Raw genomic sequence first — 14,438 nt, forward strand, 5'->3', positions numbered from 1 at the left:
CTGCCGCCTGTCGCTATTTAGATTTATCGCTGTTGGGTTAGCGCGATGTACTCTTGTTGCGCAGCCTGTAAGTCCTCTGCAAATTGTTTATCTGCCTTTAACTTATCAAACACTATGTGCGCGACTTTCTTCCCTGCTTCCACATCGCTCATCCAGTGTGCGTTGCAAACAACTCGACTGTAACCATAATCCGCACCTCGCTCTGTCAGTGCTTTTGCATCGTGTGGTGCAACTGCTGCCGCAACGAGTGAAACCCCGTAGCCTGATGCAGTATGACCAGATGGGTACGATCCATCTTTAGATAGGTAGTCTTCGGCATAGGGAGTACAAGATGGTAAGCCGTTTACTGCAAATGGACGAGCTTTGTCGTAGTGCTTTTTAGAGTCTGATGTCGCAAGACCAAAAGAGGCAATGCTACGTCCCAAAACGGTATACATCGCAGGTGTGTATTCTGCAGTAATCTTCACGCCTAAGACATCACCATATATCTTGGCAAAGTATTCCGGAGTGATACGCGCATCTTGTGTCGCTTGAGCCGTTCTCGCTGGGTCATCAACAGAAAAGTCGATAGCACCCACACGCTTGTCTTCGATATCTTGTTTACTTCCTTCTTCTGGTGGCGGTGCAATCAAATCTATTGTGTGTACCGTTTCAATGTATGGCTGGTAAAACTGATAGTTTCCGTAGTTGATACGTTCAAGCGAATTGATGTCCGTTGGCGCAGAGAGCACGTGAAATCCAGGTAAAGTGAGCGCTACGCAAATTAGGGCTTTCTTCATTTACTTTCCCCCAGAATTAAAGATTTCAGGATTATTCTTAACAACTGAATCCAATACTATCTATAGCCCTTTGCCCTTTCGAGTAATAACGATTATTCCTAAAAGTTAAGGCTAGTTACACTAAACTGGGATAAACAATATTGTTCAAATGGAACGCTCAAAAATGTTAGGAGTAACCACCCTAAAACGGAATTGGACAAAAATGAGTTATACCGCTTTCTGATCTAACGCTTAATTCATAACCATTAGTTAGTAAAGACTGAGCATTTCCCGGTCCCGGTATTCTCCTAGAAAACAAACTCTGCTTGGTTTATTTTCCCTCTAAAAAGCAAAAGCCACTGACTTAATCAGTGGCTTTTTCTACGATATGACTGTCAAAAATTACAGAGTGTTGTGGATCTCTTTACCATCTTTCATGATGTACGGCATGGTGCTGACCGTAGCTGTCGTACGAGCATTTTCTTCAGAAACCGCAGGAACCGCGCCAATTACAGACAAGTCTTCTAGTGGGTTACCATCAACAAGGATGATATCAGCGGCGTAACCTACTTGGATTGAACCAAACTTATCCATAGGGTATGGGTTCTTCTTGTTCTTACCATCCATAGAGAGTAAGTCATACGCGTTAGAAGTCATCGAGACCAGAGTTTCGTAGTTACCGAACATCTCACCCATCTGGTGAATCTGTACGTCACGACGAGCTCGAGCAATAGGATCACTTGGGCGTTGCATTACAAGGTCAGTACCATAAGCGATACGGAACTTGTGCTTCTTGAATAGCTCACCAAAGTTGTCTGCGTTCTTAATCAGTGGCGCTACCTTATGGTATGCTGCATTCTCAGGGTTACCATAGTAAGGATGGTCTAGGATGGTCTGATCAAACGCCGCCATAGCAGGAATACAGAATGCATTAGCATCTTTTACTGCTTTTGCCGCTTCATCAGAAGACATACCATTACAGTGCTCTAGAGAGAATACACCTAGCTCTGCTGAACGTTTCACATCTTCATCGTTGATAACGTGAGTCGCTACGTATGAGTTGTAAGACTTAGCCGTTGCTACTGCCGCTTTAACTTCTTCATCCATGTGACCATCGTAGAATACAGGGTCAATGTCAGACGAGATACCACCAGAAGTCATAATCTTGATACCAGAAGCACCCATACCCATGTTCACACGAACTTCACGACGCATTTCATCTGGTGTATCAGCGATAGCGGTGATGTTACGGTCATACATTCGCTTCTCAAGAGCTTCGTCCCCTAGACCAGAAACAGGTCGCCAGTCAGCATGGCCTGCTGTTGGAGAAATTAAACGACCTACGTGGAAGATACGTGGTGCTTTGATTGTACCCTCACGCTCAGCAATGAACATAGAGTTGTCATTACCACCGATATCACGGACAGTGGTAAAACCAGACATTAGAAATTCATTAGCTGAATCGACTGCGCGATAAGCCATAAGGTCAGTTGGCTGTGCAATACCGAAATCGTCCATCTTCTTAGCTTCATTGAATCGTAGGTGCACGTGGGTATCAACTAGGCCAGGCATCAGTGTCTTGCCTTCACCGTCAATCACAGTGTGACCTTCAGTGTCTATGTTACCTTCAGAGATCTTAGTGATCTTGTTACCTTCAACTAGTACAGAATGGTTCTCGTACAGTTTGTTATCCACACCGTTAAAGATATCGACATTAGTAAATAGAGTACCCGCTTGAGCGCCCATAGTTGCCAATAGAAGTGATGATGCTAATACTGTCTTTTTCATGTTTATTACCTACATTCTCTGAAAGTGAAAACTTACTCAGGGTTCAGCAGAACCGTGTGATAAGCGATGAGTGAATAATAAATAGTTCAGAGTGTAGAAATGTACATTTTGCGAAATTCAAGAATACGAGATTAAATTTGTGCCTTTAGATACTGTTTAGGTGACAGCCCTGTCACTCTCTTGAAAGTACGTATAAAGGCAGATGGTTGACTATACCCCAGTTGAGCTGAGATATCGGAAATTTGAAATCGACTTGTTTGTAGCTTCTTGATTGCAAACTCAACCCGCTCTTGCTCCAAGATTTCTCTAAAGCTTGTGCTTTCCTTCTTTAATTGTACTTGAATCAATCTCGGTGAATAATTAGTGATTTCACTAAACGCATCTAGTGAAAATTCGGGTTGAGCGACGTAATTTTTTATCACTAGCCTTGCTGTGCTTTCAAAGGATGCCGACTGTGTAGAAGACTCACCCTTCTTTATCCTTTCACTCTTCCCAAAGGTTTCCTTGGGCACGATTCGCTCTAATACAGAGCTTTGAATAGTAAAGCTGCTTGTTGGTTGGCCATACCTTACATCTATTTTTTGAAATGTAAGCACCTCAGATAAATCACGCAAATCTGTCGCTTGAAGGTTCACCTGCTGTGGCAACCACTCACCTTTAATTAGGTGACGTATTAATAGAATGAACTGGAAGAAAAAACTCATTTCAAGCCAGACACAATTGCTATCTTTTGAGTTTGGTAGGAGCAAATCGATTGACTGGCTATTTTCAGCAAGATTGGTGGAGCGAAAATTTAAGATACCTTGGTTAGGTACGTTTGACATAGATAGTGAAACGTCTGAAAGAATGTCCTCTACCTTGCAACTCTTGCTTTCAAGCATATGTAGATGATTGAGAGCGGCATCATTGGCTGAGGTCATCAAATAGAGCAAAAAATCACTGGGATTTAAGCTTGTATGTAAGTAATTTAACAGATCCACTAATACGGATTCAGGGATATATTCACTATCCCTCTCTTTAAAGTATTCTGGTATCCACACGTGCTTATATATATCAGTTAGAACTAAGCCACTCTTGTTTAAATTGCCCAAATAAGCCAAAGCGGTCGCCCGGGGTGTTAGAGAAATAGAATCCATTACAACTGCCTTCCACTTTCTTCGCAAAATGTACACAAGACCATCAAGAACTCCTCCAGAATGCTTAGAAGATTGTATTTATATCTAAATATAATTCAAAAACTCAAGTTTATAAAAAATTACTGATAGGAATTTTTCTTATGAAACTATTGCTCAGAGCAGTACTCCTCCCTCTATTGCTAAATGCACTTTCTTTTGGTGCATTTAGCCAAGAAAATGAATTGAAATACTTCGTGGTACAGGGAAAATTGACCCCTGAAGTCGCCAAATTATTAGTAGAAAATCCTGCAGATCCAACAGCAGGTGCGCGTAAATCTATTAAGAGCATACCAGGAGCAATACTAGTTGATTACTACTTGGAGGTAGGAACAGCACAAAATCTAGCTATTGTTGCTCTGCCAGATAGCTCTATTGCTGCTGCTCTAGTCTATCAACGACTCTCTACTGGTGGATTGACCGACATTAAAGTCAGAGAGATTCTGCCTTCAAATAAAGTAAAAGAGATGCTTAAAGTTGCAAAGTCTTTGAATTAATTCTACCTAACTTTCCCACTCTGATACGTATTGCGACGTAACCCCTTACGTTAACCTTAGCTTCGCAATATGTACACTTCTCGCTCGAATCTTTCATTACAATCTGTCCATACTTTAAACATTGAGAGTGTATTAATGCCTAAGTTATCACCACTTTTACTCGTTCTGCTAGTAGGAAGTAACCTAACCTCAGTTAGTCTGTATGCGGCAGAGGAAGGCGCAGAAAAAACTCATAAGTCTGGCTACGACCGTAAGCCAGAGTTTTCTGGCCCTGACAGCCCAAAAGGCCAACTGGAAGAAAATGATAGAGTGAAGGAAGCGGCATTTCGCTTTCCTGCATTTGATGGCTTGTTTACAAACTGGAATTCGTTTAAACAAGAATTGGATAACCAGTACGGCTTAAAGTTTGGTGGCCACTATTCCACCATGTACCAAACCAATGGTGATGAGAACTATTTTTCTGGCAACTTCCGACTAACGAGTACTTGGACTGTATTAGGTAAAGATACCGCAACTCCTGGCTTCATCTCATTGATTGCAGATAATCGTCATTCTTACGGTGACTATGATGCACCGGGTAATTTCGGGAATTTTGGTCAATATGGGATTACAGCCACTCAATTTGGTGATTTTGATGGGAATTTCAAAATACTGACTTTGGCTTGGAACCACAAATTTTCCGAAGACTCCGGATACGTCATAGGTTCCTACGACCCGAACGATTACATGAACGTGCAAGGGTATGTCAGTCCGCAAACCTCGTTCAGTAATATGAGTATATTGCTAGAAACATCAGTCAATCTACCAGATACCTCATGGGGTGTCGCTGCGGGGCATTGGTTTAACGACTCTTGGTATGTACAAGGGGAATCAATGATGCTAATGGTTTCGGTGGTGATGGCAATGAATGGTTCGCTGGCGGAGCGGAATTTTTCAAATGGACGCATCTTGGATGGTCTCCATCCAAAGACGACCGCTACTACAAAAACTTCCATATTGCTGCATGGCATGCCGATGAGCGAGACGAACGAATTAGTGATAACTTTCGTGGGCAAGAAAAGGTTTGGGGAATGTCAGCAGCCTTCAACTGGACGTTCAACCAACAATTTATGCCGTTTGTGAAAGCAGGTTTCTCGGAAGGCGATCACACCTTCTTCAACAATACGTTTGCAGCGGGCATGATGTATAAATTTATGTCCAGCTCTGATCTCATCGGTATAGGTGGGCACTGGGGGCGTTTCTCAAATGATAGAGATTTGGGCGATGGGCTTGCTGGTGAATCGCAAATATCTACTGAGATTTTTTATCGCTTCCAGTTTTCGCAAAACCTAGCGATTACCCCAAGTATTCAATATATTGATAACCCACTGCTTTCTGCGAATTCAGACGGTTCAGAAACTATCTTCGGCGTGCGTGCGAGGTTCGTGTACTAACACAATCTTAATCGTCAAAAATCAGGGTGAGCTAGATGTAAACCTAGCTCACCTCGGTTAATTCACACTCAACAATAATGAAGAACCCTATTAATTCTACTCATTTCGTAATTTGTACATTTTCTTTCCTAATTCAAATTAATATCGCCCACTCCTAACTTTGTTTTAAAGAGCAAGAAATGATCAAGCAAATTCTGGCTACTACACTGCTTACCGCAGCACTGGTTTCAGTACAAGTCATGGCCAATGAAGGGACGAGCAATCAATCGGTTGCTGAAAAGGCAGCAAAGGAACTTGCGAACCCCAACACGGCCTACGCCAGCCTCAATCTTAAAATCCAACATTACAGTGGGTACGAGAATGGTGGTAGTTCGTTCAGCACTACCTTTCAACCTGCTCTACCGTTTCCTTTAGATAACGGTGACAAGGTTATCTTTCGCCCCGCAATTAGCTACATAAACAACAATTTTACTGAGGGTTATTCAGGTTCAAAGATTGATTCATCGGGTGTATCTGATATCTCTTTCGACCTTGCTTATGCAACAAGCCTTGGAGGCGATCCTACCAATCTGCTTGCTACAGGTGTGTTTGCTACTCTTCCAACTGGCTCAAGTTCATTAACCGGAGACCAGTTTGCAGCTGGCCCAGAGCTTTTCTTAGGTAAGTTAAGCAAGGAGCGTATTTTTGGAGCGCTTAACACTCATCAATGGGGGTTTGCAAATGATGGGAGTACATCAGACATCAACCGCACTGGTGTTCAACTAATTTATGTTGAAATTCTAGGTGGTGGATGGACTGCTGGCTCTGCACCTCAAATGAGCTACGACTGGAATACAGACCAAGTAGAAATACCACTTAACTTTATGGTATCAAAAACAACGGTGCTCGCAGGTCGGCCTTGGAAGTTTGCTATTGAAGCAAACTACTATGTTGAAAAAGATGAGAAAGTCCGCCCTGACTTTATGATTGGTTTTAACATTACTCCAGTCGTTGAAAATAAGCTCGCTGACTTATTCTAGGTTCTAGATGAATAATGTGAACTTCTCATGATGAAGCCCCTTTACGTATTGTAGATAACGCGGAATGGGGCAATTTCGTGTTACATTCCCCTTCAACACACCTGATCATCAAACTTACTCATTCGAAGGTCTTCTTTATTTTCTAACCAAGTCAAAATTATGCTCAACACCATAAATTACTTCAGCTAAGAGTGCTTTATTTGGTGGGCTAAAATGATCAATGACTCGGTCAATTTCATTGCTCAAGTCACAAAGTTCAATATCACCACCGGGATGGCCATAAAGGGTTAACTTAAAGTTTAAAAGAAAACTCAACTAGACTGCAACTTGAATGAATTCATTGAAACAAAAATTCTGGCGGATAAATTTTCAAATAAACAGGTAAAATTCACACGTTACAGACTGATGACCTTATATATATCAAAGCAAGTGACACGCCCTATTTACTCATCTTTCCTACCTCCCAATTTTTTGTCGCACCAAGCTATAATTCGCTCAGAATATATAGTCAAGACACCAACACCCAACATTAGAATAATATAGAACCATGCAAGCCAGTACAGGGGCTTAGGGGCATTGGGAGCAATTATTGCTGCGATGCTGCCGAACGACATTAGCGAAAAAATAATTTCCAAGAATACTTTCTTCATAGAAAACCTCTAACTTAAGTGAATAGAACACCCAAGCTAGCATAGCTTTTTTATTTCCAAAGTCAGCGCAACGACCTAACAAGTCTGTTTGTCGCTTACCAAGAGATAGAACAGAGATGACAACAGCGACGAAAAATATTATCGCCTTGTTTTTCGACTCATTGACGCGATCTGTCAAAAACAAAGCCACACTTAAAACAATCTTTTTATAAATCAAGCCACAAACCATCATAGGCGACTTTAACCTGTAGATAGCATCTATATACAAAAAACTGGCCAAGAGGCGCTAGAGAGCGTTAGCGGTCGAATTTGAACACGTAAACGTGGTGCTATCAAATGTGTTCAGTAAACTGCCACAGTTTGTCAGCTTCATTTTGGTTCTACTTTGCCAGTTTCTTTTAGCTGACCACAACAATCGTCATTTCACCCGTGTGTTTACCGACGTCAAGCAGACTACAGGTTGGCAATCATTCCCTACAATAACAAGTAAGATAGGATGTTTCATTTGAACACTAGGGCTTACTTCAGCAGTCACTGTCGATATTATTTTCTTGAACCCTTTTTCTTCTTAACCACATATGACTCTTAGATTAAGTTATCCATAGTATATTTTCCGTATTCAAATCACTGTAACGTGAGTGTCAGATTATTTAATAGATCTTCGTGTGATTTATGTTTGCTTCATGTTCATAAAGTGGCTTCCAAAGTCTGATTTGAATTGTTAGAAGCAAAAATAATAGAATTGTTCCCTTTACCTAAAGGCTTTAACTGATCACGAACTCTAACAAAAGAATCTTCCATTCTTTCGATAATAAGCAATTCCCACTCTTGATATTTTGGAAATTTATTATTTTTCAACGTTCAAATTCAGAAACCGAAATGGAGTTGGCAGCACGAATTATCAGTGAACCGTTTCTAACAAACTTCACCTCGCACCAACGAATGCGAAATGTGATACCACTAAATTCATTATTCGTTCAAATTTTTTAGAGTCAGAATAGTTTCAATTGAATTCCCGTTCCGCGATGCTACTAACCTAAACGCCGTGTAAAGCCTCACTCAAACTGTAGAGGACATCTGTTTCCTGATATATCGCATTTGTAGTGGCCTGCATCGACACCCTCCTTTACTGGTTTATGTTAGTAGTTGGTTTTACCAATTATTACCATAACAAATGTAGTAACCAAATACTTTGGTTTTTGGTTACTATAAGATTAAGTACCAAATACTTTGGTTTTTGGTTACTATGAGATTAAGTACCAAATACTTTGGTTTTTGGTACTATAGGTTAAACTTTATTAAACTTAGAAAATTCAACGTGAATTTTTATTTCAAACTCTTAATATGATGTAGGCACTAAATATTTCATAGACAATAACACTTCGCGCGATAAATAAAATTAATATCGTAACAAACTTACAATCTAACTTCTTGGGAAGTCCATGAGTGTGGGTAATAAAAAGCATCCTTAGAGCTATTTGTGAAGTACTGAACATTCCAGAATAGTGAAAGACTCTTCAAATATCTGACAGATGGCGGCGATTAAATTTATATAAAAACATTAGACATTCATTGGAAACACTTAATAAAAATGAGAACTGGAAAATTTACTCCTAACTTACTTGATTTAATTCGAAATCAAGATTGTAAACCGATCATAAATGAGAATGGAGGAATAAGCATTTTTTTCGATTGTGACATTGATTACGTTCCTCACTTCTGTATCAATAATTACAACTACATTAAAATAGTATATAGTTGCCAAAATGGAACGTGTATCGATTTGTTAGACGCTCAAGCAATAAATGAATCTGCCAGTAGTCAATCAAATGTTGTGACACTTCTCAGTGAAGCATTTGGTTATGACATTTTCGAGATAGATATACAGTTAGGCTTAGAAATAAAAGCGATAGAGTGGGAGGAACAGAAAAGACACTTTGATAGTTATGTGGAAAATAAAACAGCGATTACACAAGATGGAAAAATACTAATTAGCTTTTAACGAGTTAGAAAAGTAATATCACTTGAATCCATAGATAAGGAATTCAGTGACTGCCCTGATTGGCTTGTATATTCACAAGGATATAAATCTAATTAGAAAATTAACTTTCAAGATTTAAATTTAGTTGGCTTAGAGTGTTCGACTAAACCGCGTAATTTTAGGCAATACCTTGATTGGATAATTGACACCAATAAAGGAAAAAATGAAGTAAATCCATACCGTACTAAAAGTGCAATCAAAACAAATAAAGATATTTTTTTGAAGCTGAAAGAATTAGCTCAAAAGTATGAAAAACCTTTTAGCTATTCTCCTGAGACAAAAGAAGAAACGGTAAAAATGGATGTTCCTATAAGTCTAGAAGGGTATGCAAGATCTATGATCGATCATCATCGATAAAATATTTACTAGCACTTTAAAAGAATGCGATCTAATTGATTAGTTTTCTCGTTGCTCACAGTCATGCTAACTAAACATAAATTGCGTTGTACATTCCACAAACTACTTGTGATCTCAAACTCTCTTCTGTTGTTAATCTTTGATGATTCGATTCATTGCCATAATACTTTCTGAATAGCCAATGATCTACTAGAAAACTTTATCAGTGGTCTTAATACATCAAGTTTGAAAAAATAGCTCATTCAAGTAGTTTTTGGGGGCACATTACGCGGTTTTCGGTCGACACTAAGGTTCGGCTTGAGCTTTATGTGCGCGGGAGTAGTAAGGGATAATTCAACATAAAAACGGTAGTTTGTGTCGATTTTATTTAGCAATAAAACTCTGCCACTTACTACCGTTCTTTATTTTCAACAATATATGCACTATCGGTAAATAATCACCAATTCGTTAATTACTGAAGGGCGTTCATTACCAACCACGTGTGTCATCACCTCTAAGGTTAGCTGTGTTCCTTTTGCCGTTTGATTGACGGACTTCACTCGGGCACGAGCATGCAGCCTAGAGTCTACAGGGACGGGCGCGGGAAAACGTAAACGATCAGAGCCATAGTTCATCATCGTTTCGAACCCCGTTATCTCATAGGGCAATGATAAATCAAAGCGAGATTGCAGCACTTGAATCAACGCGCCATGAGCGATGGTAGTTCCAAATGGACTCTCTTTTTTCGCTCGCTCAGGATCGGTATGCAGCCAATAATCATCGCCAGAAAGTTTTGCGAAATCATCAATAAGCACCTGGTCAACGGTTATCTCATTGCTCCAAGACGTAAAACCTAATGATGGTAACGCGTTAATCGCGGCCTGATTGTCGACAGAAATTTGCAGCTGCCCACGCTCGTTTTTGCCCAAACCATCAAGCGGGTTTTGATACGATAGCTTATCGGTACGGTTTGTTACTGCCGTAAACTGAAGCAATGTGGTGCCATCACTATCCACTTCATCAAACACGGGTTTTAAAGGCATTCCAACCGAGAGATCCTGCTCTTCAACCCCAACGATCGTTGTGTTGATATGCACACCTTCTTTTAAGCGTACAACTGCGAGAATTTGCGGCTTTTTGCTCGCAAACTCAGCCATAGTTGGTACTCGGGCAATGGTAAAGCTGTACAGCGTGGCTTCTCCCGATACTTCTTGCCATGTCAGTTGATCACTCAAACAGTGTGAGCAGTGATTACGTGGGTAAAATACCCAACCATCACATTCACCGCATTGCTGTATGCGGATCACACCATCTTTAAGTGATTGCCAAAAAGGCGCAGAAATTGCCGTAGGTAGCGGCATCAGTTTCGATTGATTCATAGGTTATGCTCCTTGCAAGATCAGTGCGCCTTGTTCACTCATGACGCCACCCGTACCACTCACAAACACTTGATGGCACGAAGGCAATTGTCTTTGTTCTGCACGGCCAGAAATTTGATGGAATGCTTCGATAACTTGAGACATACCACCTGCTGATCCCGCTTGACCAAAACTCAATTGACCACCGTGGGTGTTTAGTGGAAAGTCACCTTTAAAGGTAAGATTATGGCTATTTACAAAATGCATCCCCTCGCCTTTGGCACAGAAACCAGCATCTTCAATAGAAAGCAAAGTCGTGATGGTGTAACAATCATAAATCTGTGCGGCATCCATATCGGATGGCTTTAAACCTGCCATAGAAAAGGCTTGTTTTGCTGCTCGTTCCAATGGTGTAACGGTCATCTCATCACTGTAAGATGGTGACTTATAGGACAAACGTTCACCGAAGCCTTTTACAAATGCCGGACGATGACGTGCACGGTTTGCAAGCTCTTTCGACGTCACTAAGACGGCCGCACCGCCAGCCACTGGCATCACAATTTCCAATACATGGAGAGGATCGGCCACCACTTTGCTCGCTAAAACGTCTTGAGCCGTTATGGTTTGCCCATTAAAAATCGCATCAGGGTGGTACTGTGCATTAAACCTCTGATCAACCGCAATTTTGGCCATTGCTTGTTTATCATAACCGTATTGAGCCGCGTAACGCTGAGCAATCATGGCGTAACCTGTATTTTGTCCTACATGCCCATAAGGCAAATCGAACTCAGCCTCCGGAGCACCGAATGCTGTCGAATGACCACCATAACGCATCGCTTCTGCCATCCAACTTAAATCCTCACCAGGAGCGAATGGTGCCATTCTTGCTGGGATAACGCATAATACTGCCTGACATAACCCCATCTCGATCGCCGCTGCGGCACGCCACACCATACCAACCGATGAACAGCCACCCAAATCAACCACCTCAGCAAAATTCACCTCGACACCCAGGTATTCTGCCGCCATAGCCGGAACAAAAATAGACGCTTCATGAAACTGGGGGCCATGTAATACCAAGCCATCAATGTCTTTCATGCTCAACCCTGCGTCTAACACTGCTTGACGACCAAGATCAGCGACTTGCTCTAAGTGGAACATTTGTGGCGCTGTTTGATATTTTTCAGGTTTGTATTGCGCTGCACCTACAATCGCAGCGGTTCCTTTTAATCCCATGATTGACTTCCTTATCCTATCCCTGTTTCGTTGGTTGAAATGGTGGGTATCCCACTGCAGCTAGCACTTCGATTGAATAAGGCTCATAAGTGGCGTTTGCTTCATTTCGAATATATAGCGGATCTTGGCACATTTCAGGGCTGTAACCTTGACGTTGAAGATCCACTTTACGCAATTTAAAGGTCGTTGTGATGTCGGCGGCTTCACAGACTCGCACAAATTGTGGTGCAGCATAACGAGGTAAACGTGCTTCGGTGAGTTGAAAAAATGCTTTAGGATCGAAGGCCTCGCCTCTTTGCATTACAATGGCCGCCATTCCTGCTCGTCCCTCATGGTTAGGAACTTGCACACCATACACATTAATGGTTTCAGCCCCCTGAAAGTCAGCGAGCTCCGTTGCTACCTCTTGGGTTGACACGTTCTCACTCTTCCAACGGAACGTATCGCCAATTCGGTCTACAAAGTAGTAGTAGCCGTCATCGTCATAGCGAAGTAAATCGCCTGAGCGCCAATAGGCATCGTTGTCCATTAACACATTACGGATAATTTTTTGTTCCGTCGCTTCTGCTGATACATATCCCTCAAAGCGCCCTGCCCCCATATCTGGTCGATTGATGATCAGACCTAAAGCTTCACCAACTTCATATGGCCCACAAGGAACACAATAACCCTTGCTGTCCTTAACGTGCTGGTCGGCCTCTACATCGTACTTAACCAAAAGAAAATTGGTTTTTGTTTTATCAGGTACACGACCGCAGGAACCAATGTAGTTATCCAAATTGATCAAATTGGTATTTGCTTCTGTCGAGCCCCATCCTTCATAGATGTCCATTGCACCAAATTTATCAAGCCACCGACGCCAAGATTCCGCAGAAAGCCCTGCACCAAGCATCGCTCTGACCTGATGTTCGTAATTACCTTTTCCTGCGTTTTTGCTGTCATCATGATTCAATAAATACCGGCAAATCTCTCCGATATATTGAACAACTGTCACGTTGTGCTGCTTAATATCTCGCCAAAATGCACTAGCACTAAATTTACGACGCACCACTATCGCGGAGCCCGCAGCCAATGCAGTAGAAGTCACCGACGTTGCGGCTGCGCCGTGATAGAGAGGTAAGAAACAATAGAAGCTATCATCAGGCACAGCATCGAGCGTAACTTGCATCACGTCACCAGAAGTGAGCCAACGCATATGACTGTATATCGCAGCTTTAGGTAAACCCGTCGTCCCTGAGGTGAAAATCAACAACGATGGTGTCTCTGCCGTCAACTCAGAGCGGATGGACTTATCAAATGAATCACAACTTGCGGTTTGAAGTGCTTGCACTAACCCCAAATCAAAACGCGCATTGGTATGCTCATGGGCTGGATTTTCCGGGTCTGGCAATAGATAGAAAGGCAATTGAGCAAATTCTTCGAACTCATCCATTGTTCGTGTAAATAATGACGCGCACTCTTCACCGACGATCACCATTTTTGGTTTGCACGAACTAAGCGCATGTACGAGTGGTGTACCATGAATTTGTGTATTAATGAATGCAGCGGTAATACCAGCCTTAGCTAAGCCGAGCCAAACAAAAAAGAATTCTGGGCGATTTTCCAAAGCGATAGCACACACATCTCCAGGTCGAAGGCCTTTTTCATACACGGCGTGAGCTATTTTGTTTGCCTGTCGATCAACCTCATGATAATTCCAAGAATGCTCACCATAGATCAAAAATGGACGCTCGGCGAATGTCTGGGCTTGCTGCTCAAAGCGATCAGCAAGCGTGTATTGATCAGACGGTTTTATCAACATCGCCGCTTTCGCACGACGATCCATTTTTGCCTGTGTCTCACTGCGAGGAACAGGTAAAATGACGTCTGCGACTTGGTCAGAAGCGTCGCATGCCTTCGGACTCATTGTGTCTGTCATATTACTTCCTGTTGTATATAAATCATTCACTTATAGAGATTGGGGCTGTGTAAGCTTTTTATCTATCAAACCTAGCGCCACTGACGTTGTCTTATTTGTTTGCCACACTAGCAACCCACCTCTTTCCCACACTTATGGTCTTCAAAATCACTCCGGCCAACATCGTCCAACGGGACTAATCGCTGTATCAAAGCCTTAATGACTCTCTGGTCTGAATGGACGATGCGAAAAA

Annotated in this window: 12 protein-coding genes; 6 read left to right on the top strand and 6 right to left on the bottom strand. The window is 41.8% G+C overall.

All coding sequences use genetic code 11. From position 1 onward, the window contains the following. Nucleotides 1-23: 23 nt before the first annotated feature. From VA249_RS23140 to VA249_RS23150, 3 genes are all read right to left on the bottom strand, one after another. Nucleotides 24-779 carry an acid phosphatase gene (locus tag VA249_RS23140; RefSeq protein ID WP_221072517.1) on the bottom strand — a complete coding sequence of 252 codons (756 nt, stop codon included), beginning with the start codon at nucleotides 777-779 and terminating at the stop codon, nucleotides 24-26. Between the two features lie 381 nt (nucleotides 780-1,160). Beyond that, nucleotides 1,161-2,546, bottom strand: a complete 1,386-nt coding sequence (locus VA249_RS23145; RefSeq protein WP_199453839.1) for a metal-dependent hydrolase family protein — start codon at nucleotides 2,544-2,546, stop codon at nucleotides 1,161-1,163. Between the two features lie 131 nt (nucleotides 2,547-2,677). Further along, on the bottom strand, nucleotides 2,678-3,682 hold the full coding sequence (locus VA249_RS23150) for a helix-turn-helix transcriptional regulator (RefSeq protein ID WP_221072518.1): 1,005 nt from the start codon (nucleotides 3,680-3,682) through the stop codon (nucleotides 2,678-2,680). A gap of 140 nt (nucleotides 3,683-3,822) precedes the next feature. Between VA249_RS23150 and VA249_RS23155 the strand changes: the two genes are divergently transcribed. The 6 genes from VA249_RS23155 (at nucleotide 3,823) to VA249_RS23180 (ending at nucleotide 9,715) form a co-directional block, all read left to right on the top strand. After that, nucleotides 3,823-4,215 (top strand): hypothetical protein, encoded by a 393-nt coding sequence (locus VA249_RS23155; RefSeq protein WP_221072519.1) that lies wholly within the window; start codon nucleotides 3,823-3,825, stop codon nucleotides 4,213-4,215. 135 nt (nucleotides 4,216-4,350) lie between these two features. Beyond that, nucleotides 4,351-5,337, top strand: a complete 987-nt coding sequence (locus VA249_RS23160; protein WP_221072520.1) for a hypothetical protein — start codon at nucleotides 4,351-4,353, stop codon at nucleotides 5,335-5,337. Beyond that, nucleotides 5,286-5,648: a carbohydrate porin gene (locus VA249_RS23165; protein WP_221072521.1), complete on the top strand. Its 363-nt coding sequence runs from the start codon at nucleotides 5,286-5,288 to the stop codon at nucleotides 5,646-5,648. The genes VA249_RS23160 and VA249_RS23165 overlap by 52 nt, the downstream gene beginning before the upstream one ends. 179 nt (nucleotides 5,649-5,827) lie before the next feature. After that, nucleotides 5,828-6,667, top strand: coding sequence for a hypothetical protein (locus VA249_RS23170; RefSeq protein WP_199453833.1), 840 nt, complete (start codon nucleotides 5,828-5,830; stop codon nucleotides 6,665-6,667). A gap of 2,241 nt (nucleotides 6,668-8,908) precedes the next feature. Next, the gene (locus VA249_RS23175) at nucleotides 8,909-9,319 is read left to right on the top strand and encodes a hypothetical protein (RefSeq protein ID WP_221072522.1); all 411 of its coding nucleotides are present in this window, start codon (nucleotides 8,909-8,911) and stop codon (nucleotides 9,317-9,319) included. 258 nt (nucleotides 9,320-9,577) lie between these two features. After that, nucleotides 9,578-9,715 (top strand): hypothetical protein, encoded by a 138-nt coding sequence (locus VA249_RS23180; RefSeq protein WP_221072523.1) that lies wholly within the window; start codon nucleotides 9,578-9,580, stop codon nucleotides 9,713-9,715. 422 nt (nucleotides 9,716-10,137) lie between these two features. On the opposite strand, the gene VA249_RS23185 is transcribed toward VA249_RS23180, so the two are convergent. From VA249_RS23185 to VA249_RS23195, 3 genes are read right to left on the bottom strand one after another with little or no spacing between them, the layout of a single operon-like run. Continuing rightward, the gene (locus tag VA249_RS23185; protein WP_221072526.1) at nucleotides 10,138-11,073 is read right to left on the bottom strand and encodes a bifunctional OB-fold nucleic acid binding domain-containing protein/MaoC family dehydratase; all 936 of its coding nucleotides are present in this window, start codon (nucleotides 11,071-11,073) and stop codon (nucleotides 10,138-10,140) included. A gap of 3 nt (nucleotides 11,074-11,076) precedes the next feature. After that, nucleotides 11,077-12,288: a thiolase family protein gene (locus VA249_RS23190; protein WP_221072528.1), complete on the bottom strand. Its 1,212-nt coding sequence runs from the start codon at nucleotides 12,286-12,288 to the stop codon at nucleotides 11,077-11,079. A gap of 16 nt (nucleotides 12,289-12,304) precedes the next feature. Next, the gene (locus VA249_RS23195) at nucleotides 12,305-14,206 is read right to left on the bottom strand and encodes a long-chain-acyl-CoA synthetase (RefSeq protein WP_221072529.1); all 1,902 of its coding nucleotides are present in this window, start codon (nucleotides 14,204-14,206) and stop codon (nucleotides 12,305-12,307) included. Between the last annotated feature and the right edge of the window lie 232 nt (nucleotides 14,207-14,438).

It is taken from the genome of Vibrio alfacsensis, assembly GCF_019670485.1.
In the GTDB taxonomy this organism is placed as follows: domain Bacteria; phylum Pseudomonadota; class Gammaproteobacteria; order Enterobacterales; family Vibrionaceae; genus Vibrio; species Vibrio alfacsensis.